Source organism: Pontibacter russatus (genome assembly GCF_009931655.1).
GTDB lineage: Bacteria > Bacteroidota > Bacteroidia > Cytophagales > Hymenobacteraceae > Pontibacter > Pontibacter russatus.
On sequence record NZ_CP047984.1, the window covers coordinates 4,096,602 to 4,121,331 of the forward strand.

Annotated in this window: 22 protein-coding genes and 1 pseudogene; 10 read left to right on the top strand and 13 right to left on the bottom strand. The window is 57.5% G+C overall.

Features of this window, described 5'->3' with window-relative positions:
* Positions 1-5 precede the first annotated feature (5 nt).
* From GSQ62_RS16980 to GSQ62_RS16990, 3 genes are all read right to left on the bottom strand, one after another.
* The gene (locus GSQ62_RS16980) at positions 6-2,405 is read right to left on the bottom strand and encodes an ABC transporter permease (protein WP_161890621.1); all 2,400 of its coding nucleotides are present in this window, start codon (positions 2,403-2,405) and stop codon (positions 6-8) included.
* A gap of 99 nt (positions 2,406-2,504) precedes the next feature.
* Positions 2,505-3,224, bottom strand: coding sequence for an ABC transporter ATP-binding protein (locus GSQ62_RS16985; protein ID WP_161890622.1), 720 nt, complete (start codon positions 3,222-3,224; stop codon positions 2,505-2,507).
* A 238-nt stretch (positions 3,225-3,462) separates the two neighbouring features.
* Positions 3,463-4,713, bottom strand: a complete 1,251-nt coding sequence (locus tag GSQ62_RS16990; RefSeq protein WP_161890623.1) for an efflux RND transporter periplasmic adaptor subunit — start codon at positions 4,711-4,713, stop codon at positions 3,463-3,465.
* Positions 4,714-5,017: 304 nt separating this feature from the next.
* On the opposite strand from GSQ62_RS16990, the gene GSQ62_RS16995 reads away from it, so the two are divergent.
* On the top strand, positions 5,018-6,400 hold the full coding sequence (locus tag GSQ62_RS16995) for a sigma-54-dependent transcriptional regulator (protein WP_161890624.1): 1,383 nt from the start codon (positions 5,018-5,020) through the stop codon (positions 6,398-6,400).
* A complete protein-coding gene (locus GSQ62_RS17000) occupies positions 6,390-7,772 on the top strand; it encodes a sensor histidine kinase (RefSeq protein ID WP_237586737.1) in 1,383 nt (460 codons plus the stop codon). The genes GSQ62_RS16995 and GSQ62_RS17000 overlap by 11 nt, the downstream gene beginning before the upstream one ends.
* A 114-nt stretch (positions 7,773-7,886) precedes the next feature.
* Here the strand turns inward: GSQ62_RS17000 and trxA are convergent, their stop codons facing one another.
* Positions 7,887-8,195: a thioredoxin gene (gene trxA / locus GSQ62_RS17005; RefSeq protein WP_161890625.1), complete on the bottom strand. Its 309-nt coding sequence runs from the start codon at positions 8,193-8,195 to the stop codon at positions 7,887-7,889.
* 278 nt (positions 8,196-8,473) lie between these two features.
* Here trxA and GSQ62_RS17010 point away from each other — a divergent pair, with 278 nt between their 5' ends.
* The 5 genes from GSQ62_RS17010 to GSQ62_RS17030 are packed head-to-tail and all read left to right on the top strand — an operon-like array spanning position 8,474 to position 10,695.
* Positions 8,474-8,794, top strand: a complete 321-nt coding sequence (locus tag GSQ62_RS17010; protein WP_161890626.1) for a hypothetical protein — start codon at positions 8,474-8,476, stop codon at positions 8,792-8,794.
* Positions 8,794-9,462 carry a hypothetical protein gene (locus tag GSQ62_RS17015; protein WP_161890627.1) on the top strand — a complete coding sequence of 223 codons (669 nt, stop codon included), beginning with the start codon at positions 8,794-8,796 and terminating at the stop codon, positions 9,460-9,462. Before GSQ62_RS17010 ends, GSQ62_RS17015 begins: the two co-directional genes overlap by 1 nt.
* The gene (locus GSQ62_RS17020; RefSeq protein WP_161890628.1) at positions 9,459-9,773 is read left to right on the top strand and encodes a histidine kinase; all 315 of its coding nucleotides are present in this window, start codon (positions 9,459-9,461) and stop codon (positions 9,771-9,773) included. Before GSQ62_RS17015 ends, GSQ62_RS17020 begins: the two co-directional genes overlap by 4 nt.
* Positions 9,749-10,264 (top strand): sensor histidine kinase, encoded by a 516-nt coding sequence (locus GSQ62_RS17025; RefSeq protein ID WP_161890629.1) that lies wholly within the window; start codon positions 9,749-9,751, stop codon positions 10,262-10,264. Before GSQ62_RS17020 ends, GSQ62_RS17025 begins: the two co-directional genes overlap by 25 nt.
* An 11-nt stretch (positions 10,265-10,275) precedes the next feature.
* A complete protein-coding gene (locus GSQ62_RS17030; RefSeq protein ID WP_161890630.1) occupies positions 10,276-10,695 on the top strand; it encodes a response regulator in 420 nt (139 codons plus the stop codon).
* A 60-nt stretch (positions 10,696-10,755) separates the two neighbouring features.
* Here the strand turns inward: GSQ62_RS17030 and GSQ62_RS17035 are convergent, their stop codons facing one another.
* The gene (locus GSQ62_RS17035) at positions 10,756-12,003 is read right to left on the bottom strand and encodes an MFS transporter (RefSeq protein ID WP_161890631.1); all 1,248 of its coding nucleotides are present in this window, start codon (positions 12,001-12,003) and stop codon (positions 10,756-10,758) included.
* 131 nt (positions 12,004-12,134) lie between these two features.
* Here GSQ62_RS17035 and GSQ62_RS17040 point away from each other — a divergent pair, with 131 nt between their 5' ends.
* Positions 12,135-12,440 carry an HNH endonuclease gene (locus GSQ62_RS17040; protein ID WP_237586739.1) on the top strand — a complete coding sequence of 102 codons (306 nt, stop codon included), beginning with the start codon at positions 12,135-12,137 and terminating at the stop codon, positions 12,438-12,440.
* 164 nt (positions 12,441-12,604) lie between these two features.
* On the opposite strand, the pseudogene GSQ62_RS17045 reads toward GSQ62_RS17040, so the two are convergent.
* Positions 12,605-14,064 (bottom strand): annotated as a pseudogene (locus tag GSQ62_RS17045) (nicotinate phosphoribosyltransferase).
* Positions 14,065-14,212: 148 nt separating this feature from the next.
* Here GSQ62_RS17045 and GSQ62_RS17050 point away from each other — a divergent pair.
* Positions 14,213-15,283 carry a DUF6687 family protein gene (locus tag GSQ62_RS17050; RefSeq protein WP_161890632.1) on the top strand — a complete coding sequence of 357 codons (1,071 nt, stop codon included), beginning with the start codon at positions 14,213-14,215 and terminating at the stop codon, positions 15,281-15,283.
* 204 nt (positions 15,284-15,487) lie between these two features.
* The gene (locus GSQ62_RS17055) at positions 15,488-16,351 is read left to right on the top strand and encodes a universal stress protein (RefSeq protein WP_161890633.1); all 864 of its coding nucleotides are present in this window, start codon (positions 15,488-15,490) and stop codon (positions 16,349-16,351) included.
* A gap of 46 nt (positions 16,352-16,397) precedes the next feature.
* Here GSQ62_RS17055 and GSQ62_RS17060 read toward each other — a convergent pair whose 3' ends face one another.
* The 7 genes from GSQ62_RS17060 to GSQ62_RS17090 all read right to left on the bottom strand — a co-directional run bounded on the left by GSQ62_RS17060 (position 16,398) and on the right by GSQ62_RS17090 (position 24,417).
* Complete coding sequence (locus GSQ62_RS17060; RefSeq protein ID WP_161890634.1) at positions 16,398-16,790, bottom strand: hypothetical protein; 393 nt, start codon at positions 16,788-16,790, stop codon at positions 16,398-16,400.
* 450 nt (positions 16,791-17,240) lie between these two features.
* A complete protein-coding gene (locus GSQ62_RS17065; RefSeq protein WP_161890635.1) occupies positions 17,241-18,086 on the bottom strand; it encodes a thermonuclease family protein in 846 nt (281 codons plus the stop codon).
* A 69-nt stretch (positions 18,087-18,155) separates the two neighbouring features.
* On the bottom strand, positions 18,156-18,335 hold the full coding sequence (locus GSQ62_RS17070) for a hypothetical protein (RefSeq protein WP_161890636.1): 180 nt from the start codon (positions 18,333-18,335) through the stop codon (positions 18,156-18,158).
* Between the two features lie 123 nt (positions 18,336-18,458).
* The gene (locus tag GSQ62_RS17075; RefSeq protein ID WP_161890637.1) at positions 18,459-22,106 is read right to left on the bottom strand and encodes an AAA family ATPase; all 3,648 of its coding nucleotides are present in this window, start codon (positions 22,104-22,106) and stop codon (positions 18,459-18,461) included.
* Between the two features lie 139 nt (positions 22,107-22,245).
* Complete coding sequence (locus GSQ62_RS17080; RefSeq protein WP_161890638.1) at positions 22,246-23,472, bottom strand: exonuclease SbcCD subunit D C-terminal domain-containing protein; 1,227 nt, start codon at positions 23,470-23,472, stop codon at positions 22,246-22,248.
* 125 nt (positions 23,473-23,597) lie between these two features.
* On the bottom strand, positions 23,598-23,999 hold the full coding sequence (locus GSQ62_RS17085) for a rhodanese-like domain-containing protein (protein ID WP_161890639.1): 402 nt from the start codon (positions 23,997-23,999) through the stop codon (positions 23,598-23,600).
* Positions 24,000-24,111: 112 nt separating this feature from the next.
* A complete protein-coding gene (locus GSQ62_RS17090) occupies positions 24,112-24,417 on the bottom strand; it encodes an ArsR/SmtB family transcription factor (RefSeq protein WP_161890640.1) in 306 nt (101 codons plus the stop codon).
* Positions 24,418-24,730 lie beyond the last annotated feature (313 nt).

The following is a 24,730-nucleotide window of genomic DNA, read 5'->3' on the forward strand; positions in this document are numbered from 1 at the left end:
TACAGCTACTGTGTCCGAAGCGACTTTACCGGGTCGGTGAGTGCTGCCTTCATCGCCTGCAGGCTTACCGTGAGCAGCGCAATGGCCATGGCGGCGGCCCCTGCCACCACAAATATCCACCAGCTCAGCTCGGTGCGGTAGGCGAAGTCCTGCAGCCAGGTGCGCATGCCGTACCAGGCCACCGGGCTTGCCAGTACGATGGCCACCAGCACCAGCAGGGCGAAGTCTTTGGACAGCAGCAGGACGATGCCGCCGGTGGAGGAGCCCAGCACCTTGCGGATGCCGATTTCCTTGGTGCGCTGCTCCGCGGTGAAGGAGGCCAGGCCAAAAAGCCCGAGGCAGGCAATCAGGATGGTGAGCCCCGCGAAATAGCCGAACACCGTCAGCATTTTCTCCTCGGCCCGGTACTGCTCATCGAAGTGCTCGTCCAGGAAGAAATACTCCATGGGGTGTTTGGAGTCGAAATTGCGCCACTGGCTCTCCACAAAGCTGATGGTGGCTGGCATTTCCTGCGCCTTGATGCGGGCCAGCAGGTAGCCGGCGGAGGAAGGCCGGAGCGCCAGTATCAGCGGCTCCACCTCGGTGTGCAGCGACTTCACGTGGAAGTCGTTCACCACCCCAATGACTCTGGCGTCCCAGTCGGCCATCTGCATGCGCTTGCCAACCGGCTCCGACCAGCCCAGCCACTTGGCGGCGGCTTCGTTTATGATCAGCCCCCCCTTCAGGTCTGTTTTCATGTCGCGGCTGTAGTTGCGGCCCTCTTTCATTTCGATGCCCAGGGCGTCCAGGAAATCGTAGTCCACGAACATCACATTCAGGGCCCGCTCCACCATTTTACCGTCCACCTCCGACAGTGTCATCAGCTTCGACAACGACTCTGCCGGTATGTCGTTGGTGTTTGAAACCATTTCTACGTTCGGGTTGCGCAGGAGCTGGTGCTTTAAAGTCGGCAGGCGCTGCACCAGCGTGGAGTCGCTGTTCGGGATGTCGATGACCATCACCTGCTCTTTGTTAAAGCCCAAATCCCGGCTGCGCAGATAATGCATCTGCGTGAACACCACGATGGTGCCGATGATGAGGATGAGCGAAATGGTGAACTGCGCCACCACCAGCACCCTCCGCAGCGACACGCTGCCGCTCTTCGGGGCTTTCTCTGATTTCAGCACATCGATGGGCTTGAAACCGGACAGGAAGAAGGCCGGGTAGCTGCCTGCCACCCCTCCCACAAACACCACAATCGCCAGCACCACCAGCAGAAACTCCCACTGAAAAATAAAGCCGGAGGAGAAATTTTTGTCTGTCAGGGCATTAAATGTCGGGATCATCATCTGCACGATGCCCAGCGCCAGCACCACGGCAATCAGCGTTATCAGCACCGACTCGCCGATGAACTGGCGGATGATCTGGCTGCGGTAGGCGCCCACCACCTTACGCAGGCCCACCTCTTTGGCGCGCCTGGCCGAGCGGGCGGTGGCCAGGTTCATATAGTTGATGCAGGCGATGAGCAGGATAAAGACGGCCACGGCCGCAAAAATGTATACGTAGGAAATGTTCCCGGCAGGGCTGATGTCTGCGCCATACTCGGTGTCGAAGTGGATGGATTTGAGCGGCTGCAGCACGAACGTCATGGTGGCGTTCAGGTCGTTTTCCTTTATCCAGGGGGTAACGGTGCTGGCGGTGAAGGCGTCCAGTTTCTCCTTGAAGGCGGGTAGCTGCTCCGGGTTTTGCAGCAGGGCGTAGGTATACCGGTTCAGGGCAAACCACTGGTTGGTGCGGGTGTCCTCATCCAGCGAGGCATCGTAGGCGCTGCGCGACAGAAAAGCGCTGGCCTCGATGTGGGAGTGCTTCGGGTCGCGGTATACGCCGGTTATATTGTAAGATACATTGCCCACTTTCAGCAACTCGCCCGGCGCGTTCTCCACCGCCCCGAAATACTTTTCGGCCATATCCTCGCTTACCACCATCGTCAGCGGTTCATCCAGCACGGTGTTAGGGTCACCAGCCAGCAATTCATAATCAAACACCTGGAAGAAGGAGCTGTCGGCGAACACCATGTCTTTCTCGTTGAAGCTTTTGTCCTTGTACCAGACCGTCTGGGTGCGGGCGGGCAGCAGCTGCGTCACATTGTCTATCTCCGGGAACTCCCGGCGCAGGGCAGGCTCCAGGGCCGCAGGCGAGAGCGCAAATTTGTTCGTCTCCTGGCTCTCGAACTTCACCTCGCCGGCAAGTCGGACAATGCGGTCTGCTTTTGAAAAATGGCTTTCATAGCTCAGCTCATCCTGCACATACAGAAAGATCAGCACACAGGATGCCACCCCAATCGCCAGCCCAACGATGTTGATGGCCGAGTAGACTTTGTTGCGGATGAGGTTGCGGATGGCGATTTTAAAGTAGTTCTGCAGCATGGTTTTGAGGTTTGAGGTGCGGTTGGTGCTCCGGTATAGGCAAAAGCTGGTAATGGCAGGCTTGTAGAGACGCAAGATTTTGCGTCTCTACGGTGTGGCTTACAGCAGTTCCGCCGCGTGGCGCTTCACGTTCAGGTTTTCCGTCACGATCTGGCCGTCGAACAGGTTCACGATGCGGTGGGCGTACTCCGCGTCAGAAGGGGAGTGCGTTACCATCACCACCGTAGTGCCTGCCTCGTTCAGTTCTGACAACAAAGCCATCACCTCGCGGCCATGCACCGAGTCGAGGTTACCGGTCGGTTCGTCGGCGAGTATCAGGCTGGGGTTAGAGACCGTGGCGCGGGCAATGGCCACCCGCTGCTGCTGGCCGCCCGACAGTTGCTGCGGGAAGTGGTTGCGGCGGTGCGCGATGCCCATGCGCTCCATGGCCGCCTGCACGCGCTTTTTCGTCTCGTCCTTCGACACGCCCAGGTAAGCCAGCGGCAGCCCAATATTTTCCGACACGGTCAGCTCGTCAATCAGGTTGAAGCTCTGGAACACGAAACCCAGGTTCTCCTTGCGCAGCTTGGCGCGCTGGCGCTCCGTGGCGTTGCTGATGTCCTGGCCCAGGAAGTGGAAGCTGCCGGAAGAGGGGCTATCGAGCATGCCCAGGATGTTGAGCAGCGTGGACTTGCCGCAGCCAGACGGACCCATGATGGCCACAAACTCGCCCTTTGCAATTTTCAGATCAACGCCCGCGAGCGCAGTGGTCTCCACGGTGTCGGTCACGTATTTTTTCTGCAGGTTCTGTGTTTCGATAATCAGATCTTCCTTGTTCATGGTTTTGTCTTTATGATGTTGAGAGGTCTTGATAGTTTTATTTTGTACTAATGGGTGGCTGTTTGCTAATTGTTGATTGCTGGTTGTTGAATGGTTAAATGGCTTGATTGTTAAATGGTTGTTTATCAGTTTCATTATTAAGATTTGGTGTAAGTCGATGGAGTAGTTTATATATGATTTCGCATAAATATATTTCACCCATTAGACCATTCAACAACCGGCAACTAACAACCAGCAATCACTTCAACTCCAGCCTGTCGATGTCGCCGTAGCTGTCGTAGGACGAGAGCACTACTTTTTCGCCGGGCTGCAGGCCGTCCAGCACTTCGTAGTGGTTCGGGTTCTGGCGGCCCAGCTTGATGTTGCGCTTGGTGGCAAAGTCGCCGGACTCGTCCACCACGAACACCCAGTTGCCGCCTGTGCTCTGGTAGAAGCCGCCGCGCGGCACCAGCACCGCCTTGCCGCCGTCGTTCAGGTTCAGCTTCAGCTGCAGCGTCTGGCCGCGGCGGATGCCCTCCGGGGCTTCACCCACGAACTCCATATCCACTTTGAAGGTGTTGTTCTGCACCTCCGGGAACACCTTGGTTATCTTCACCTCATGTGTCTTCCCGTTGAAGTCGAAGGAGCCGGTGAGGCCCTCGTACACGCGGGATATATAATGCTGGTCGATGTTGGCCGAAACCTTGTAGCCGCTCAGGTTGTCGATCTGGCCGATGTTCTCCCCGGCTCCCTTCGACTCGCCCACTTCAGCCTTGAGTGTGGAAAGCTGCCCGGAGATCGGGGCGGTTATATATAAATTGTCGAGGGTGTGGCGGGCCATGTCGATGTTGGCGCTCATGCGGGAGATGGACAGGTCGAGCTGGCGCAGGCGGTCGTTCATCAGCTGGGCGTCCTGCTTTACGGAGCGTTCGGCCAGAGTCTTGCGCTTGGTCAGGTAGTTGTACTCATCCTGCGAGGCCTGGAACTCCTCCTGCGGGATCACCTTCTCGGCTATCAGCATCTTGTTGCGCTCGTACGTCCGTTTGGCCTGCGCCAGGTTGTATTCGATCTCGGCCAGTTCGTTTTCTTTCCGGATCAGGTCCTGCTTCATCGTTATCTCAGAGTTCTGGCGCTCGTTCATCAGGTCGTACAGTTGCGACTCGCGCGTCATGAAGTCGATTTGCAGCGTGGTGTTCGAGAGCTTCAGAATGGTGTCGCCGACCTCCACGGTCTGTCCGTCCTCCGTATATATCTGCTCCACACGCCCGCCCTCTGCGATGTCGAGGTAAAAGGTCTTGAGCGGCTCCACCGAACCGTCAATGGCGATAAACTCCTGAAACACGCCTTCTTTCACGCTTCCCAGCGTCACACGCTCGCTGTCTACGTTCAGCCTGGAGGTATGCTCCGCAAAGAGCAGGTTATATAGGATGAGCACCAGTACAGCCGCAACGCCCACTAAAATGGCAATGCGTTTGGGGGTGTTCGTTTTCTTTTCGATTACTCGGTCCATTGCGAAGGTTTGTGTTTGTTCGTGTAGATGTTGAACTGTCTGATTTGCTTTTGCCAATAAGTATGCCATTTTATATATGTATCTGATAAACAGCGCTATACATATAAAAATGGCAAATCAGAAAGGGAAAGGTGTCCGCTTCCGAACACCTTGGTGTCTGCATCCGAACAGCAGCCACAACATGGGGCTTCGCCTGTAAAGAAGATTTCACTCCGCCCCTATATAGCAGGCAAGAAAAGTGGCATAATTTCCTATATAAAACGTATTTTTACGCTATACACTCCTACACAAGCCGCCCTGCACCATGAGCAAAATTCCCTGCAACATCCTGGTAGTTGACGACGAGGAAGATATCCTGACAGCTGGCAGGTTGCTGCTCAAGCAGCACTTCACCGCCGTCCAGACCACCTCCGATCCTTATCAGGTTCCGGCACTGCTGCAGGAGCGGGCAGTGGATGTGGTGCTGCTGGACATGAACTACAGCACCGGGGCCACCTCCAGCAAGGAAGGGCTGCACTGGCTGAAGCAGATCCGGCAGATTTCCCCCGCCACCAGCGTTATCCTGATGACAGCCTATGGCGATATAGAGCTGGCCGTGCGCGCCCTGAAAGAAGGGGCCACCGATTTTGTGCTGAAGCCCTGGCAAAACGAAAAGCTGGTTGCGATTCTGAAGTCGGCGTGCCAGAAGAGAAGCGGGGAGGAGGTACGGACAGCCGAGACGGCTGTGCAGCAGAACACGGCTTATCATTACGGGGAGTTCATTGGCGTATCGCCGGCCATGCAGCGGGTGTACCAGACGATAGAGAAAGTGGCCGGAACAGACGCCAACGTGCTGATACTGGGCGAGAACGGCACCGGAAAGGAAGTGGCCGCCCGGGCGCTCCACCAAAAGTCAAAACGCGCGAAGGAAGCCTTTGAGAAAGTAGACCTGGGGGCCGTAAGCGCCACGCTTTTTGAGAGCGAGCTCTTCGGCCACGCCAAAGGCGCCTTCACCGATGCCAAGGAAGACCGCGCTGGCCGTTTTGAGGCGGCCACAGGCGGCACGCTTTTCCTCGACGAGATCGGGAACCTGTCGCTGGCGTTGCAGGCCAAGCTGCTGACGGTGCTGCAAAGCCGCCAGGTGATCCGGCTGGGCACCAACAAGCCCCGGCCTATCAACATCCGCCTGGTCTGCGCCACCAACATGCCGCTCTACGAGATGGTGCGCGAAGGCGGCTTCCGGCAGGACCTGCTCTACCGCATCAACACGGTGGAGATACACCTGCCGCCGCTGCGGGAACGCCGCGAGGATATAAAGTTGTTGGCCGAACATTTCCTGGAAGTCTACGGCCGGAAATACGACCGCCCGCACCTGCGCCTGAACCCGGGCACGCTGCGCCTCCTGAGCGAATACCACTGGCCCGGCAACATTCGTGAGCTGGATCATGCCCTGGAGCGCGCCGTGATCCTCTGCGACGGAGCCGAACTGCAGGCGGAGGACTTTTATTTTGCCCCCGGCGGGGCAAGCCCGGAGCAGCGGCAGCCGTCGGGAGGCATTGCCGACAACGACTACACCCTGGAGGCCCTGGAGAAGATGATGGTGCAGAAGGCGCTGGTGAAGCATGGGGGCAACATTACGCACGCGGCAAAAGAATTGGGCATTACCCGCACGGCCCTTTACCGAAGAATCGAGAAACATGGTCTTTAAGGGCTTCAGGGCTCGGCTGCTGCTGCGCCTGCTGTTGCTGGTGGCCGTTATCGTGGTGGCCATCTATGTGGTGTACCGCACCGACTGGTATATAACGGCCGGCTGCCTGCTCCTGCTGGCGTTGTTCCAGCTATATGACATGCTTTACTTTGTGGAGCGCACCAACCGCGACATCAGTAGCTTTCTGGAGTCGATTAAGCAATCGGATTTTACGCAGCGCTTTGCCGTGGAAGGGGCGAGCTCTTCTTTCCGGGACCTGTACGGCGGTTTTAACGAGATATCGGAGTCCTTTCAGCGGGTGAAGGCCGAGAAGCAGGCACATTACCATTACCTGCAGACCATTGTGGAGCAGGTGGGCATCGGCATCCTCACCTTCGATGCGCATGGGGAGGTGCAACTGGTGAACCAAGTGGCGAAAGACCTGTTGCGCGTGCCGCACCTGCGGAAGGTACAGGCCCTGGAGCGGGTGAGCCCGGAATTGGTGCTGGCCCTGTGGCAGACGCCGCACAACCAGAAGGCGCTGGTAACGGTGGCGCTGGGGCAGGAGCAACTGCAGCTGAACCTGCACGTGACGGAACTGCTTTCGCAGGGACAACTGCTCCGCATCGTGACTTTGCAGAACATCCGGCCTGAGTTGGAGGAGCAGGAACTGCAGACGTGGCAAAAAGTAATCCGGGTGCTGACGCACGAAATCATGAATTCCGTGACTCCCGTTATTTCGCTCACCGCTACGGTTGCCGGCCTGCTGGAGACAGAGGTGATTTCGAAGCAGGCGATGGGGGAAGCCATTGACCAGGAGGTGCTGGAGGACATGCAGGCGGGGCTGCAAACCATTGAGAAGCGCAGCGCCGGGATGCTCCATTTTGTAAAGAACTACCGCCGCCTGATGCGCCTGCCCGCTTCGGAACTGCGTCCGGTAAAGGTGCGGGAGTTGCTGCAGAACGTGCGCCTGCTGCTGCAACCTGCCACGCAGACTCAGCACATCAGCCTGAAGTTCTATATGCCCGATGAGAAACTGGTGATACTGGGCGATGCCGAGCAACTGGAGCAGGTACTGATCAACCTCATCAAGAATGGCATGGAGGCCTGTGAGACGATAGAAAGGCCCTGCGTGGAAGTGCTGGCCTATATACCGGATCAGGAAAAGAGCCATGTCCGGATTGACGTGACGGACAACGGCCCCGGTATACCGGCAGAGGAACTGGATAAAATCTTCATCCCCTTCTACACCACCAAAAAGCAGGGGTCCGGCATCGGCCTCAGTTTGTCGAAACAGATTCTGCGGCAGCACGGGGGCAGTATCCGTGTCAGCTCTCCGCCCGGCGGCCCCACTATTTTCAGCCTGCAACTGAAAGGAATTTCGAATTACTGAATTCTGAATTACTGAATATGAGATGTGTACTCCTCTCCCTGTATAGCAATTGCAACAAGCCTTTCCTTTTACATTGCTGCTTTATTCAATTATTCAATATTCAGTTATTCAAAATTAACTAATCGCCTGCTGCACAGCCTGCGCCAGCACGTTGGCGGGCATGGCACCGGATTGCCGCCATACCTGCTGGCCCTGCTTGAAGAGGATGAAGGTGGGCACGCCCTGCACCCGGAACTGCTGCGCCGCCGCCTGATTGTTGTCCACGTTTACCTTTATCACTTTCAACTTGCCGTTGTACTGGCTCGCCACCTGCTCCACAATTGGCGACATCGTCTTGCACGGCCCGCACCAGTCCGCGTAAAAGTCTACCAGCACCGGCATGCCTGGGCTGTTGATGAGTTCCTGGAAAGATTTCTTAGGCATAGCTCCAATAATTTATATATAACCTGAATACGGGTGTGGCCTCAGGAGAGGTTACACCTGCCGGGCCTTAGCAACGCGTATCACACAGGCTTACAGCAGGCGTGGACATGGTGCAGCGCGCCATTCCTAACGCCCTTGGCTCATTTTAACCTATCCCGGCCACAGCAGTGTGCCCCGGTGGGGCTTAAACCCTGTGTGCAAGATATATATGTGAAAAAATAGTTGTTATATCAATTAATATATATATTTGGAAAAGGAAAACAAAAATTGAAATGGTCATGTCTTACTACAACGGATCAGAAGGCGAAGCGATCACCCTGGAGGAAGCGGCGGCTTTCACCGCGAACTACAGGAGCCAGAACCAGGGAGTGGCAGAAACAGTGAAAGCACACTTCTTCGGACGTGAGATTCTGCAGCGGATGCTGGACCAGGAGGGCTGCGTCGGTATCCGGATGTACTACGGGCTGGATGACAAAGGAGGCAAGCAACTGGTGCTGATCGGGGTGGATGCCGCCGGGCAGGATATGGAAGACGGCACCATCGCCGACAGGTCGAGGGTCTGCCCGCCTGATTGTGCCACAGGTGCGCTTAACGGCTGATGCAGGTATTTTTTGAAAAATACTACTACTTGTTATCCTACGCGTCTTCTTACAGCGTTCTGGTCCCCCTGTTGGCCGGTCTGTTCCTGATGGTGAAGTTCGGGTATAAAAGCGAAGTGTTCAGGGGCGTGTTGCTGTATGTGGCCTTTATCGCCGCAGTGGAGGCCAGCGGCATCTTAAGCATTGTGCTGGGCACTGACAACAACATCTGGATATCGCATGTGTACGTGCCCCTGGAGTATGTCCTTGTCACCGCCATATATTACAGAAGCTTTGCGCAAAAGAAGATCAGGGCAGGGATGATCGGGGTGGGCATTCTCTTTTTGCTGTTTTGCCTGGCCGAGTCGCTGTGGGGCGCTGGTGTGCAGAGCCTGAATTCCTATTCCAGGGTCATGGAGAGCACCCTGCTTATCGCTTTGGCGCTGCTGTACCTGTTTGTGCTGTACAAGGACCTGAACTATATATACCTGGCGCAAGATCCGCTGTTTGTGCTGAGCTGTGGCGTGATGGTTTATTTTGCCGGTACTGCCATGGCGTACGGCATGTTTAACAAGGCGCTGGCCATATCTGATAACATGGCGCGTGTCTGCCTGAGCATCACTTATATTTTGAATATCTCGTTTAACTGCTTGTTGGTGGTCGTGCAACGGAAAGCGGTAAGCGCATGAACGTACTCCAGCCCTTGCTCATCATCACGCCCATCCTCCTGTTGCTGGTGCTTGGCATCATCGTGTTTGTGGTGCTGTACCAGAAGCGGCTACTGCAGCACCAGGAGCAGATGCAGCGGCTGCAGATCAGCAAGCAGGAACAGCTGCTGAACGCCACCATGCGCGCCCAGGAGGAGGAGCGCCGCCGGGTGGCCCGCGACCTGCACGACGAGGTGGGATCGATGCTGTCGCTGGTGCGGCTGAACCTGCACCAACTGGTGGCAGGTGTGGAGGGGGCGGAGCAGAAGTGCGCGAGGCCGAACAGAGGATAAAAGAGCTGCTGGACGAGGCAATCGGTAGCGTGCGCCGCATCTCGCAGGACCTGATGCCGGTGGTGCTGGATAAAATGGGCCTTGTGCAGGCGGTGGGGGCGCTGTGCCGGTCTGTGCCTGCCACGGCGGGCGTTACGGCGACCTACGCGTGCAACGACAAAAGCAGGCGGCTGGATCCGAGGCTGGAGCTTGTCCTGTACCGGATGGTGCAGGAGTTGCTGAACAACGCCCTCAAACATGCCCGCGCCACCACCATCCATGTAGAACTGCTCTTTGCAGACGACGAGGTGACACTGCATTTTGAAGACAACGGCGTTGGGTTTGATGCCACCGCCTCCGGACAGGCGGTAGCCCAGGGGGTAGGCATGGTGAGCATCGAAAGCCGCGTGCGCGTGCTGAACGGAAAAATAGACATACAATCTGCGGCCGGGCTGGGGACCCGTGTCAGAATAACAGTGCCAACTAAACAACACGATCAACAAACTTTATAGATGCTGTATTTATGGCCTATCAATCACTTACACTCGCCATTGCCGACGATCACATTCTATTCCGGAAGGGGGTTCTGGAATTACTGAAGGCGTTTCCGGAGATAACTTTAGTGGCCGACGCCAGCAACGGTGCCGAGCTGCTGGATAAAATCGAGGGAAACCTGCCCGATGTGATCGTCCTGGACCTGGAGATGCCCGAAATGGACGGTGTTCAGACGGCGCGCTACCTGCTGTCGAAGTACACGGGTGTCAACATCCTGATCATGTCCACTTACGGGGATGAATCGTTGGTGGAGCACCTGCTGGAAGAAGGGGTGAAGGGCTATCTGCTCAAAAACGCCGAGCCAGCCGAACTGCGGGGTGCCCTGCAGACCCTGAAGGGCGGTAACCGCTACTTCCCGGAGGCGATTAGCAACGGCGCCAGCCACTGACTTTGAATTGCCGCATGTGGGTGTAGCTCGTATATTGCACGCGCCGGGGCCCTGTTGCGCCTAGCTCACCTGTTTCAGGTGTGGCACCACCCACACCGCCGCCAGCGTGATGGCACAGGCCACCAGGCCCACCCAACTGAAGTGCAGCAGCCTGCCTGAAGCCGACTCCTGCACAATCAGCCCTGCTCCGAAAGAGGCCAGGCCCGCGCTCAGTTGCTGCACCGAGGAGTTGATGCTCATGAAGCTGCCGCGCAGCTTTGGCTCTACGGTGGAGGTGATAAGGGCCATGGCGGGCACAAAGCGAGCACCGAAAAGAATAAAGAAAAAAGTGGTGACGATCAGGGCCACATAGTGCGGCACAGGCGGCAGGTTCGTAATCGCCAGTATCGGCAACAGCGACAGGACCGCGCTGCTGGCGAACACCCGCTTTTTGCCGTGCCTGTCGGCCAGGCGGCCCGCCCACTGCGAGGTGAACACGGTGGCCAGCCCCCCGAACAGGTAGATGTAGCTGAGTTCCGCCTCCTCGAAGCCCACATTGGCAACCATATAGGGGCTGATGAAGGGCACCACGAAGAAGCCGGCCATGGTGAGGGTAACGGTGAGGGCCATCGCCCACCGCAGGTTCTGCCTGCGCAGGATGTCACCTATCACCAGGAAAGGGCTTTCGCGGGTGGCGCTGCTCAGGTGCCCCCGCATGACAGGCAGAAAGAAGGTGCCCACCAGCAGCACGACAAAGCTCAGCGCCGCCAGCAGGTAGAACGGGGCGTGCCAGCTCGTGACGCTCGCCAGGTACAGCCCCACCGGTATACCCGCAATAGAGGCCACCGAGAAAGCGGCCATCACCTGTCCCGTGGCGGCCCCCCGCCGCTGCTCCGGAATCGCATCCCCGATCACGGCCAGTATCAGGGCACCCAGCACGCCTCCGAATGCCCCCGCCACTACGCGCGCCGCCAGCAGCAGCCCGAAGGAAGGCGCCATGGCGCAGGCCAGGGTGCCCAGCGCAAAGCCCAGGTACAGCCCCAGCAGCGCATGCTTCCTGTCGAACCGGTCGATGACGAGCGCGCTGAGAAAACCTGCCACGGCCGCGCTGAAGGTGTATGCCGACACCAGCAGGCCGAATTCCTGCGGCGTGATGTTGAAAACGCGCATCAGTTGCGGCCCCAGCGGCATCATGATCACGAAGTCCATCATGTGGGTAAACTGGATGGCCGCCAGCAAAAAGATCAGCAGGCCCTCACGGATAACGGTTTTCGGAACAGCTGCGTCAGCGGATGTGGCAGGTGTGGGTTCTTCTGGGGAGGTGTTCATTTATATATAATTCAGGGTATAGGTGTGTACAGGCTATGTTCTGGCCAGCCAGAATTGCTTTTTTATGTCTGCCGACAAGCTCTTTAAACCATCAGCTTTCCTGATTTGTTCTCTATATATAAAAATCAAGTGTGAGGGCAGCAGCAATGGCGAAGCAGCAGGGCGAGGCGGTATGCGAACTTTGCGGCCGGGAGGTGCAAATCCTGTCGCGCCACCACCTGGTGCCGCGGGAGGAGGGCGGCCGCTACGGGGCCACCGCCGAACTCTGCCAGCCCTGCCACAGCACCGTTCACCTCACGTTCTCTAACCGCGACCTGGCCAGCGCATATAACAGCATCCCGGCTCTGCAGCAGGCGGAGGGCCTGCAGAAATACCTGAAGTGGGTCCGCACCAAACGCATCCAGCACATCTCCAACAGCAGGGGCAAACGGCGGTGAGGCGGGGGAAAGGCTCCTGAAGAAAACGATAGCCTACCGCACCTGTCATCCTGAAAGGATGGCAGAGATTGATCAATGCATCATCAGGAAAGCATTCTCAGCGGGTTCGGTTATATAGGTCTCGCTCAACTTACCTTCATTTATATATAGCCCCCTGCTCTGGTTTACTCGCCCCGCAGCTGCAGAATCAGATCTATTTTATACTGGTGCAGGCTGCCTTCCAGACCGGCGGGGTAGCTGTGCGGGTTCAGGTAGCGTCGGATGCTCTCGTGCAGCTTGTCGAGCTGGGCTTTGGTGCGGGCTTTGATGGCAGGCAGGTCCGGCAAATCATATATAAGCTCACCTGCTTCGAAAACCGGCACCAGCAGCTCTTCGGAGGCGGTGCCCGGCGCGATGGTCTTGCGGCGGGTACTGTCGAGCGGGTCCACTATCTGGATATGATCCGGCAGGCTTTCCAGCTCATTATAAATCATATCGGCAATAAACACCCCGTCCCGGAAGCGGCGCACCTGCAGCATACCGGGCGTGGAGGTCTTCGCCCTTTGTTCCGACAGCTTCACTTTGTATTCCCACTCGCCGCCCTGCCGCCGGAGCGCCGCCATTTTATACACCCCCCCAGGGCAGGCTGGTCGTAGGCAGTGATCATGCGGGTGCCCACGCCCCACACGTTTATTTGCGCGCCCTCCTGCTTCAGGCTGGTGATGATGTGCTCGTCCAGGTCGTTGCTGGCCACAATGCTGGTGTCGGTGAAGCCTGCGGCATCCAGCAGCTTGCGCGCCTCTTTGCTGAGGTAGGTCAGGTCGCCGGAGTCGAGGCGGATGCCCCCGAAGGTAAAGCCCGACGGCTGCAGTTGCTGCGCCACTTTTATTGCGGTCCGCACGCCCTCCAGCGTGTCGAAGGTATCCACCAGAAAAACGGAGTCGTGCGGGAAAGTTTTCCCGTAAGCCAGGAACGCCTCTTCCTCAGTGGCGAAGGCCTGCACCCAGCTGTGCGCATGCGTGCCTTTTACAGGGATGTTGTACAGTTGCCCGGCCAGCAGGTTGGAGGTGGCCGAGGCACCGCCTATATAGGCCGCCCGGGCCGCCGACAAAGAGCCGTCGATGCCCTGCGCGCGGCGCATCCCGAACTCTATCACCGGGTCGCCTTTGGCGGCGTCGGCAATGCGGGCCGCTTTGGTGGCAATCAGGGTTTCGAAGTTGATGATGGTGAGCAGCGGGGTTTCTACCAGTTGCGCCTGCAGCAGTGGCCCGCGCACCCGTACCAGCGGCTCACCCGGAAACACCGCCGTGCCCTCCGGAATGGCGTCCACACTGCAGGAAAATTCCATATGACGCAGGTAGTTCACAAATTCCGCCTCAAACAGCGGCTGCCCCTGGCTTCCTTTCAGGCCGGCTATATAGGCCAAGTCCTCCTCCCCGAACCGCAGCTCCTGCAGGTACTGCACGGCGTGCTCCAGGCCAGCGGCAATGGTATACCCCCCGTTGAAAGGGTTTTTCCGGAAGTAAAGGTGAAAAACCGCCTCCTGCTCTGCCATGCCGTTTTTCCAGTAGCCATAGGCCATCGTCAGCTGGTACAGGTCGGTGAGCAGCGAGAGCGAGGTTGCGTATATATCTTTCAGAGCCATGCCCGTAAATTAAGCATTAAGCGTCAGAAAACGCAAAGGAACAAAAAAACCAGTGAAAGCCGCCCCCTTTTACAAGCCGACAATCAACCATAACGCAATTTGAAATTAAAGTCTTGCATCTTGATCTGCTCGTCTGCAATTTTAAGCCATGCACAACCGACAGTTCATTCCCTTCGCCGAAGTTAAAAATCAGCGTGCCATTGTAGTAGACAGCACCCACCCCAACGGGGTGATGCTGTCGCACTGGCGCGGCGCGCCCACGCCGCCCGAGATACGCGTCGATACCAGCGCCGCCATTGTATTGCATGCCCTGCGGCTGCGCCTGCCCCAACTGGACCTCCCTTGCGTGTCGGCGAATCATTTCAACATAGATGGCTTTGTGGGCGTGTGGGCGCTGCTGAACCCGGAAGTCGCGCTGGAGAACGAGGAACTGCTGCGGCAAATGGCCCTGATCGGCGATTTCCGGGAGCTGGACCTGAACCACCCGCTGGCGGGGGAGGCGCTGAAACTGGTTTGCTGGATAAACGCGAAAGAGCGGGAGCTTTTTTACAAGCCTTTTGCTGCCGACGAGACGGAGGAGAAGGAAGCGGCGCAGTGCGTGCAGAAGTTCCGGTACTTCCTGCGGGAGTTCGGGCGGGTGCTGCAGGACCCGGACTGGGAGCGGGGCGCCTGGGAAGACGAGGTGGGCAGCGTGCTGCTGGGCTACCGCGACATGTACAAGCCGCAGACCAAACTCACGCGCCACCCGGAGATCGGGCTCATCATCGTCGAAATTGAGCATCCCGTCCACTATTACGCACTCTTCAGCCGCACGCAGGGGTTTGATATGGTGCTGGCCTGCTACGGGCAGAACCGCTATGAGCTGGAGTACAAATACACCACCTGGGTCGACATCGCCTCGCGGCCCACGCTGCCCCGGCTCCCGCTGGCACCGCTGGCGGCCCACCTGAACCAGCTCGAAACCTCCGGCCGCCGCTGGACTTACGACTCTGTGACCGACACCGGCCCGCTGCTGCGCCTGGACGGCGACCAGCTTACCCGCACCGAGGCCTTCGACAACCCCACCGACCGGGCCATATATAGCTCCTCCATCCCCGTGCCGCAGCTGAAAGAGGAGGTGGTGACTTACTTTAGAAAGGCCTGCAGCGGCATCAAGCCAAAGTATAACTGGACCTGGAAGGAAGTGAATGCACTCGGTGAAGGACAGGTAGGAAAATAGTATAAAACAGTATAATAGCGGCCTTGCTTATGATTTAATCATCCGCCTTTTTCTGCCATTAGGGGGCCCGAAGGCGGTAAATATGGCGCATGCTGCCCGTAGGGCAATATTCATATATTAACTTTCTATTAATTTTGAAACTTTGCGTATACAGCGAAAAAAGAGTCACCATCCCATGCTAAACCAAACAACACAACGCTATATATGGAAAAGATTCTATGTCCGACCGACTTCTCGAGCACATCGGCGAAGGCGGTAGACTATGCCGTCTATATTGCACAGCACGCGGGGGCGCATCTGTCGTTGATGCACGTGCTGCACCTACCCATAATTGACACCTCTGATACGGCTTTAGTGGCGAGCGAACTGCTGGGGGAGCAGATGCGCGAGGCCGCGGTGAAGCTGAAGGCCATGTGCCGGGATATGGAAGAGAAGCACGGGGCAAACCGCAACGGGGGCTTCTCCTGCGATTACATTCTGAGAGAGGCGCTTTTGACGGACCTCGCGTCCGAGTTAACCTCGGGTGGTGGCTACGACCTGATTGTGATGGGAACAACAGGGCTGGACAACACCATGGAGGAACTGCTGATTGGCAGCAACACCGAGTCGGTGATAGAGGAGGTGAAGTGTCCGGTGATGTCGATACCCGCCTCAGCGCCGCCGCCATCGCTTGATAAAATCGTGTATGCCACCGACTACAGCCTAGAAGACCGGCATGCCCTGCAGCAGGTCATCCATCTGGGGAGTTTCTTCGGGTCCCATATAGACGTGGTGCACGTGGTGAAACCGAGGGTGAAGAACAACAGTGAGGAGGCACAGCATTTCTGGAGAGAGCTGCAGGAGCAGTTCCCGGGCGTGCCGCTCAGTTTCCAGGAGATACCCAGCAGGCACCGAGACGAGGGGCTGAAGAAATACCTGAAAGACGCAGGCGGCGATGTGCTGGCGGTGGTGCGCAGGAAAAAGGGCTTTCTGAAGGAGCTGTTCTCGCAGAGCCTGACGGAGCGGCTGACGTACCAGGCGGAGGTGCCGCTGCTGGTGCTGCAGGGCGAGATGCCCGCCACTACCTGAAATTCATTGAAAGGAAGGCTCCGCTGCTGCAGCGGAGCCTTCCTTTTTAGCGCACCAGGTCCTCGTCGAAAATATGGTCCAGGGCCCCGCTGCACTCCTGGCAATTGTAGCGCCCGAAGTCATCGATGGCCCGGTATAGCGTCATGTTGCGGAATGAGCCCTGGCACGCTCCCAGCACCGGGCAGTCATGCTTGGTATGGAAAACATCCGCCGACTCATCCACGCATATCCACACGCGGTTTTGCGCCATATGTGGCGGGATGACAAAAAACTCTGGGGCTGGTCTGCCTGTTGTGCGGGCTTCTGCCACAGCAACGGTTGCGGCGGGAGAGGCCTGGGAGGCTTCAGTCTTTTCGTCGGTCTGCCGGCACCCGATGAAGCTGCAGGTGATGGCCAGCAATAGGGCCAGGCGGAGTCGTGCGGGTATGGTGCGTGTCATGGGTGGAGGTTAGGATGGCTATATGGGAAGGTGAATATAACCATATATAGTTAAAATAGCAGCCTGCAGCGCGACGAACCAAAAATTATATAACCCAAGCCGCGGTTTACTCCCGCCGTTGAGATATAACCTACCCCTCCAGGGGATGGGGCCTCCGGTTATCAGAATTCGGGCAAGTATATATAGCGCAGCCTGATTTATATACCTGTTTAGCCTGGTCATTTAACAGCTGCGCGGCAAGAGGCTATATATCAATGCCGTCATCTTCAGGAAAAGAGCGAAGCTGTTCCCGGTTTCTTACTTCGGAACCTTGTCTGAAGCAGATTTCTTCATCCGCACAAATCCTTACAGGGGATTAGGAAATCCCAACGGCCACCTTCCGGATTAGGAAATCCGGAAGAGCATATACTTATAGAGCATTTTCTTAGGTTGGCGGCACTGGGGAATCTGTCAGGGCTGGCTGCAGGCCTTGTCCAGGCGGCGGTCATATACCTGAATGGCCGCCTCCTCCGTTATAGCCAATATTTCCTGTTTGCAGCGCTTCAGCACATGGCAGTCTCTGGTGAGGTGATAAACGCCGGAGCTGGTGCTGTTGCAGATATAAACGGTACGTTTGGCGGCACCTGCAGGCAGCGGCGCCGGCGTCTCTTTTGCCGTGCCGCCGCTGCGTTTTTCCTTCCTGTAATCCCAGGGAGCCACTGGGTTGGCGTCCTGCCACAGCCCCCTTTTGTAGCGGCGGGCGTCGGTTTCCAGGTTCGCCAGCTTCAGGTCGTTGGAGTAGGCTTTGTAGTGCCAGGCGTAGCCGTTGCGCACCAGTTCCTCGTTAAGGCTGCGGCCATCGGGCAGTATGATGGTGCCCACCGTGCGGCCGTAGCGGTCGGTGTTGTTGACAATCAGGCGCACATTTTTGCCGAAGGCCAGGTCGGAGGTGAACTGCCTGGCCCGCTGCCCATATGCCTGCGCTTTCTCAGGGGCATCCACGCCGAAGAGGCGCACTGTCTCCGTCTTCCCGTTCCGGAGCAGTTCAACGGTATCGCCGTCTTTTATGCCGACTACTTTGTCTCCGGCGGTAGTCGCCGGTTTCGAGGGGTTTCCTTCAGCGGCTGCCGTTTCGGGAGTGGCCGCGGAAGGGCCTGCCTCGGGCGAATTGGATGTCTGTTGTTCCGCGTCCCGCTCCAGTACCGCTTGCTGCCGTTGCCTGAACTGCTCCTGGGCCTCCTCGCGGCTGCTCTGCTTACAGGCCAAGGCAGTACACAGCGTGAGGAAGAGCAGCAGGTGGTAGGTAAGTTTTCTCATCTGTATTATATATGATGCAAATGAAGGGCAGAGGTCTATATAGAAGCAAGGCCGCCCCTGTGCCAGGCCCTAATGCTGCTGCAGCGATGCTGGCACTTCATTGCTCGCGGAGGAGGTGTCTTCGGTGCCGGATGCATCTGGCGTAGCGGTTTCTTCTGTGGTCTCCACTTCCTCCTGACTGCTCTGGCCACAGGAGGCACCGGTCAGGAGGCAAAAAGCAAAAAGCAGCTTGTATAGATTATTTTTCATAGAGGCTCATATATGGTTTTAAGGTATATACGCATGCAGCGGGTTTAAAGTAGGCTGCTTACAGATAGGGGCAGCAAATGCCTGAAGTTAAGCTTATATATAGCGCAACTGCCAAGTGTCGGGTCACCACCCTGTCACCTCCACGGTACTCACGCCACCGGCTTTTTTCTGCACGCGTATCTGCGTGCCGATGCGCTCTTTCAGCGCCTCCACGTGTGAGATGATGCCGATCATTTTGCCGCTGGCCTGCAGGTTCTCCAGGGTGGAGATGGCCGCATCCAGCGTCTCCGCGTCCAGGGTGCCGAAGCCTTCGTCGATGAACAGCGAGTTGATTTGGGTGCGGCGGCCGGCAAGGTCGGAGAGGCCGAGCGCCAGCGCCAGGCTCACCAGAAAGCTTTCTCCCCCCGACAAAGTGTTCATCGGCCGCACAGCCTCTGCCTGGTACGTGTCTATGATCAGCAGCTCCAGATCTTCTTCTGTGGATTTGAGGATACGGTAGCGGTCGTTGAGCTTGAGCAGGTGGCGGTTTGCCAGTTCCACCAGCCTGGCCAGCGTAAGCCCCTGCGCAAAGCGGCTGAACTTGTTGCCGTCGGCGGAGCCAATCAGGTCTGCCAGTTGGTTCCAGCGGTTGCACACTAGTTGCTGCGTTTGCAGTTTTTGGGCCAGTTCCCTGTTTTTGTCGCGCTGCTCGGCGTCCTGCTCCAGCAACTGCTGAATGCGCGCGCGTCGGGCAATCAGCTCCCGCTGCGCCTGTGTCTTTCCGGCATATAGTTGCTGCAGGCTGTCTTGGCTTTCGGAGGTCAGCTGCCTTGCCTGCGTCGTTTCCAGCTCGTGGCGCACGTCGCTGAGGCTTTTGCGCAGTTCGGTCAGGTGTTTCTCGGTTTGCGCCTTCAGGTTTGCCAGCCGGTCGGCCTCGTCCCGGTCGAGCAGCATCTGGCTGAGCGCTTCGATGGTGGCGATGCCTTTCTGCCGCAGCACCTGCAGCAGGCCGTCGCGCAGCGCATCCAGCAGCGACTTGCTTTTCTGGTGCGTAGCGGCGCATTCCGACTGGCGCCGACGTGCTTCCCGCAGTTCCTGCTGTTTTTGCAGATGGCTGGCCCGGGCTTCCTCAGCTTGTTGGGCGCGGCTGCGGAGCTCCTGCCGGGCCAGCTGCCGTTCCTGCTGCGGCTGCTTCTCTCCGAAAAGCTGTTCCCGCGCTTCTTTCACCTCTGTCAGTTTTATATGCTCCCGCCTCAGGTTTTCCTGCCGCTCCTGCCGCTCTTTCTGCTTCTCCTGCACCCGCGCGTTCAGGTGTTTCAATTCTGTGTCCGACTGAAGATACGCTTCTCGCTTCTGTACCAGGTCCTGCTGCTTCTGCTGATATATAGCCGCCTGCTGCTCTAAGGTTTGCAAGAGTTGCTGCCGCTCTGTCGGCTTATATAGCTGGCCATATGCCGCCGCAAACGATTCGGCCGTTTCGGTATGGGCCTGCTGCTGTTCCTGCTCGTCCTGCAGGTTAAGCTGCAATTTCTCCAATTGCTCCTGTCGGTGCTGCGCCGCCTGCTGCAGCCTTTCCAACTGCGCCTGTACCCGCAACTGCGCCTCTCTGTTTTGTTGCGCCTGCTGGTTTATCTGCTCCAGTGCCCGACCCAGGACGCGGACCTGCGTAAGCGCCTCCTGCACCTGGCCCAGCGCCTGCCGCTGCGCCTGCAGGTTTTGCGCCAACTGCTCCGTCTGTTCAATGCCAACAGCTATACCTGCTGCAGTGCCCGAAAAAGCATGCTGCAGTCGGGCCAGTTCCTGCTCAGTTTCAGTTATAGCGGCAGTTGCCGCCTGTTGTTTTTGCTGCAGCGTGTTCAGTTGCAGTTGCAGCGCCTGCGCAGCTTGCTGCAGCTCCTTTACCAGCGCCTGCTGCCTGTCCCGTTTCTGTACTTCCTCTGAAAGATTGACCCTGTAATATCCTTCCACAAAAGGATGGTGTTCCGACCCACACAGCGGGCAGGGCTGCTCCGGCTGCAGTGTGAGCCGTGCCTCTTCGTACTTCTGTATCTGCTGCTGCAACTGCACCAGCTTTTGCATGTCCTCCAGGCGTTCCGTGGCGGCGTTGTGTTTTTGCTGTGTAGTGGTTAGCTGCGTCTGCTGCGCTTTTATATCCTGTTCCTGCTGGCTGAGCAGTTGCAGGAGTTCCTGTTTCTTCTGTGTTTGCTGCCGATGCTGTCTGGACAGTTCGAGCAGTTTCTCGTAGCGCGCCAGTTGCAGCGGCTGCTCCTGCGCCGATTGCTCCAGTTCATCTACCGTTTTATCTGAGAGCAAGGCCTGTAATCGGGCCAGTTTTTCCTGTTTCTGTGTATGGAGTGCCTGCTGCTGCGCCTCGTGAAGCTGTAGTTTGCCCTGCAACTCTTCCTGCTGGGCGACTTCCTGCTGTTGTTGCGCCATCAAGTCCTGCTGCTCCTGCTGGCAACGCCGGATGCGCTGCTCCACTTCCTCCAGGGCCTTTACCGTACTTTTTAGCTCATACAGGTTCTCGGGCAGGTCCTGCAAGCGTTGCTGTGCGGCCAGCCAGTTCTTGATGCCGTCTGCCTCCTGCTTCAGTTCAGCTAAGTGCTGTTGCTCCGTTTGCTGCTGGTCTTGCTCCTTTTTCAGGGCCTCCTCCAACTGCACATAGGCCGCCTTGTCCTTTTGGTAACTCTCCCGGATGGTATACAAGTGGTGATCCAGCTGCGTGACCTGCTCCAGCAGGGGCTCCAATTGGTGGAGCGCCTCTTCCTGCTGCTGGTGCGCCTTGCCTGCCGCTGTGGCTATTTGACCTGCCTGCTCCAGCTCCGCTTCCAGCGCAGGCACCTGCTTTTCCAGCGTCAGGAGCTGCTCCTGCGCTTCCACTACCTTGCTGCTGGCGCTGCGTATCTCGGCCAGCTCACCCACAAACTGGTGTGCCTGCTCGTGCTGCTGCAGCTTCCGGAATTCCGGCTGTAACTGTGCCAGCTTTTGCTCCTGCGCCTGCAGCGCCTCCTCGTGCTGCTGTTTTTTGAGCTTGAGTTGCTGCAACTGCTGTAGCCACTGCAACTGCTCCTGTACCGAGGTGATGTCTTTCTGCAGCAGTGTTTCCTGCTCCTGCAGCTCCGCTACGCTTTGCGCATATGCCTCGCGCTGCTCCTCCGGCAGCAATTGGCTGTCCTGCAGGCGGCGTTCCAGTTCCTCCTTTTTCAGACGCTCGATTTTTGACTTTTCGTAAGCTGATTTAGAGATATCGGAGTAGATGCCGGTGTCGGTGATTTTCTCCAGCAGGCTGCTGCGCTCGTTGGGGCTTGCCTTCAGGAAACGGGCAAAGTCGCCCTGCGACAGCATGACCGAGCGCAGGAACTGGCTGTAGTCGAGCCCGCACAGCTCCGCTACTTTATCAGGCACCTGGCTTGGCTTCAGGTCAAAAGGTTTATCGTCGGCGAGGTCGCAAAGTTCCATGATAACCGGCTGCATGTTGCCCTCTGCCTTGCCCCGGCTGCGGCGGATGTGCCACCGGGAGCGGTAGCGCCTGCCCTCCGCCTCAAACTCCACCTCCGAAAAGGCCTCGGCCGTGTAGCGCGTCATCAGCTCCAGCGGCTTGTCGTTGCTGTGGCGGTGTACCAGCCCGTAGAGTCCCACCGTGATGGCATCCAGAATGGTGGTCTTGCCTGCGCCCGTCTGCCCCGTGATCGCGAAAAGCCCTGCATCCGCCAGTGGGCTCCGGTCGAAGCGGATCTCATGCTCGCCTTTCAGCGAGTTCAGGTTGAGGAAACGGACGGAGAGGATTTTCATTTATATATATGTACTGAAAATGAGATACACTAGATGGTGAAGACCTCGCGGTGCCCGGGGGCTCTGCGAGCGTCTGATTTATATATAGCAGTTGCTTCGTAGCCCAGACGCTCGCGGGACCTTCGGACACCGCGAGGTCTCAATCTTCCTCCTCCTGCCCCATCAACTCCAGCAGTTCTGAGAAAGTAGTGAGCAGTTCGGTGTGGTCGCTGTCGGGGAAGGCGCTTTCGCAGCGTTTCCGGAACACGTCCTTTTCGCCCAGGGAGTGCAGATCGGCTTCTTCCCGCACCTGCTGCTCCAGCGTTTGCCGCGCTGTGCTGATGATGGGCGGACGGTGGATGAGCAACTGCAGCTCCAGTTTCAGCCGAAGCACTTCCTCGAGTTGCTGGTTCAGGTCGGGGAGGGGCGATTCCAGCTCCACCTGCAGTTCGGCCCAGGCTGTTAGCGTGTAGCCGCTGTTATCATATATAGCCAGCTGTTGCTTCACTTTCTCCAGCGGCCCTTTAAAGCGCAGCAGCTTGCGGCAGCAGGGTATCTCCAGCTCGCGCAGCTCAGCCAGCTTACCGCCTTCAAAGTCAAGTATATAGTTTACTTTTTTGTCTGTCACTTCGCTGAAACTAAGTGGAATGGGAGAGCCGGAATAGCGGATATGATGCTGGTTGTTCACCTTTTGCGGGCGGTGCAGGTGGCCGAGCGCCACGTAGTCAAACTCCCTTGGGAACTGCTCCGCGCCGATCTGCCCCAGGTTGCCGACGTGTATTTCCTTTTCGCTGTCGGAGGCGGTGGACCCGGCGGCAAACAGGTGGCCGGTGGCGACGATGGGTATATGCTGCTCTTTGTACTGCTGCAGGTGCGGCACAAAGGCCGCATAATGCGCGGCAATGCCTTGTTTGATGCGCTGCTCCCGTTCCTCATAACGCTCGCCCGCCACCGAAAGCCGTACGTCGCGGTCGCGGAGGAAGGGCACGGCGCACACCACCAGCTCTATATCCCCCTGCTCATTTTTGAGCTCAAGCAGCTCATCCAGCGGGTCCTCTGTGGCTCCCCCAATCACATAAATATTGAAGCACTCCAGCAGTTCGCGTGGGGCGTTGAGGGTGGCGACGGAATCGTGGTTGCCGCCCGTGATGATGACATGGCGGCAGCAGGTGGCGCAGACCCTGCGCAGGAAATCGTAGTAGAGCTTGAGGGCGGTGTTGGAGGGGGCGCCGTTGTCGAACACGTCGCCAGCCATGATGAGCGCCTCTACCTGCTCCTGGGCAATGGTTTGCAGCAGCCAGTCCAGGAAGCGCTGGTGCTCTTCCGTCCGTTCGAGGTTGACGAGGCGCTGGCCAAGGTGCCAGTCCGAAGTGTGTAGTACGCGCATTATATCCCAGTCCTTTCTTCCAATCCTGCTTCTAAGATACAGGAAGATATGGCCAAGCTACAAGCCGATGGGGAAGGTTTTATCAACAGGTTATGCACAATCAGCGGTGTGGCAGCGCTTTGGGTTTACTCTGCGCTGCCCTGCTCGGTCGGAAACCCGGCTTCTTTCAAATCCTGGAAACCGCCCACGTTGTAGATGTGCCGGAAGCCCGCCTCCTTCAGCAGCTCCGCCGCTTTTCCGCTCCGGTTGCCGCTGGCGCAATAGAGGTAGTACACCTTGTCCTTGTCCCAGTTTTCTATTTCCCGGGCAAACGCTCCGCCGCGGTAGTCGGAGTTGACGGCGCCGTCAAGGTGGCCTTCGGCAAACTCCTCCGGCGTGCGCACGTCTACCAGAATCGTCTTGCGGCCCAGGCGCTCGCCTTTAAACTGCTGTGGCGTCAGGTTCTGCACCTGTGCCGGCGTGCTCTGCTGCGGCCCGGCGCAGCTCAGGAAGGCGAGAAATGAAACAGAAAGGAGGATGGCTCTCATATCTATAAACCGATTTTATGTTGAGGCAATGAAATGTGTAAATGTAAGCATTTGCGCTGTCCGGTCTTCCGCATCCTCCATATAAAATTTATACAGGGCGCGGCGGTGAGCTTCAGTGAGGTTTGAAGTTGTGGATGCACGCGATGATGCTGGTGATGTTGGTGTCGGCCAGAAAGTAATAGATGTTTTTCCCTTCGCGGTGCGTGCCCAGGATGCCTTTGTCGCGCATGTTGGTGAGGTGGTGCGACAGCAGAGACTGTTCTATCTGCAGCACTTCCTGCAGCTGGCTCACGGTCAGCCGGTCGCGCTGCTCCAGCAGATCGATGATGCCGAGGCGCATGGGGTGCGCCATGCACCTGAGTACGTAGGCGGCCTGTTCCAGTTTCTTCTGCTCCACCCTTACTTTTAAGTTGCTCATGCTCTGGTTTGGTTTGTTCACCTGTTATATATGGAGAAGTGTTCATATATAAATAATGATACAATTATCGGGCGGTGTGAGTTCCTGCAACCACAGTAAGGCCGTGTCTCCGGGTTCCTTTACGGCAAGCCTGCTGCTGTGCCCGTGTGCCGCTCTGCTTCTCCGCGCGCCATCTGCTTTCCCTGGTTCAATATACCAGGCTGTGTGATATAGGACGGAATGACTCCTGATATCAAATCTGCCTCTCATTCGTCCCCAGAGTGGCTGGTCAGGTTTCAGCGGATGCTTGTATCTCAAAGGCTAGCTATATAGC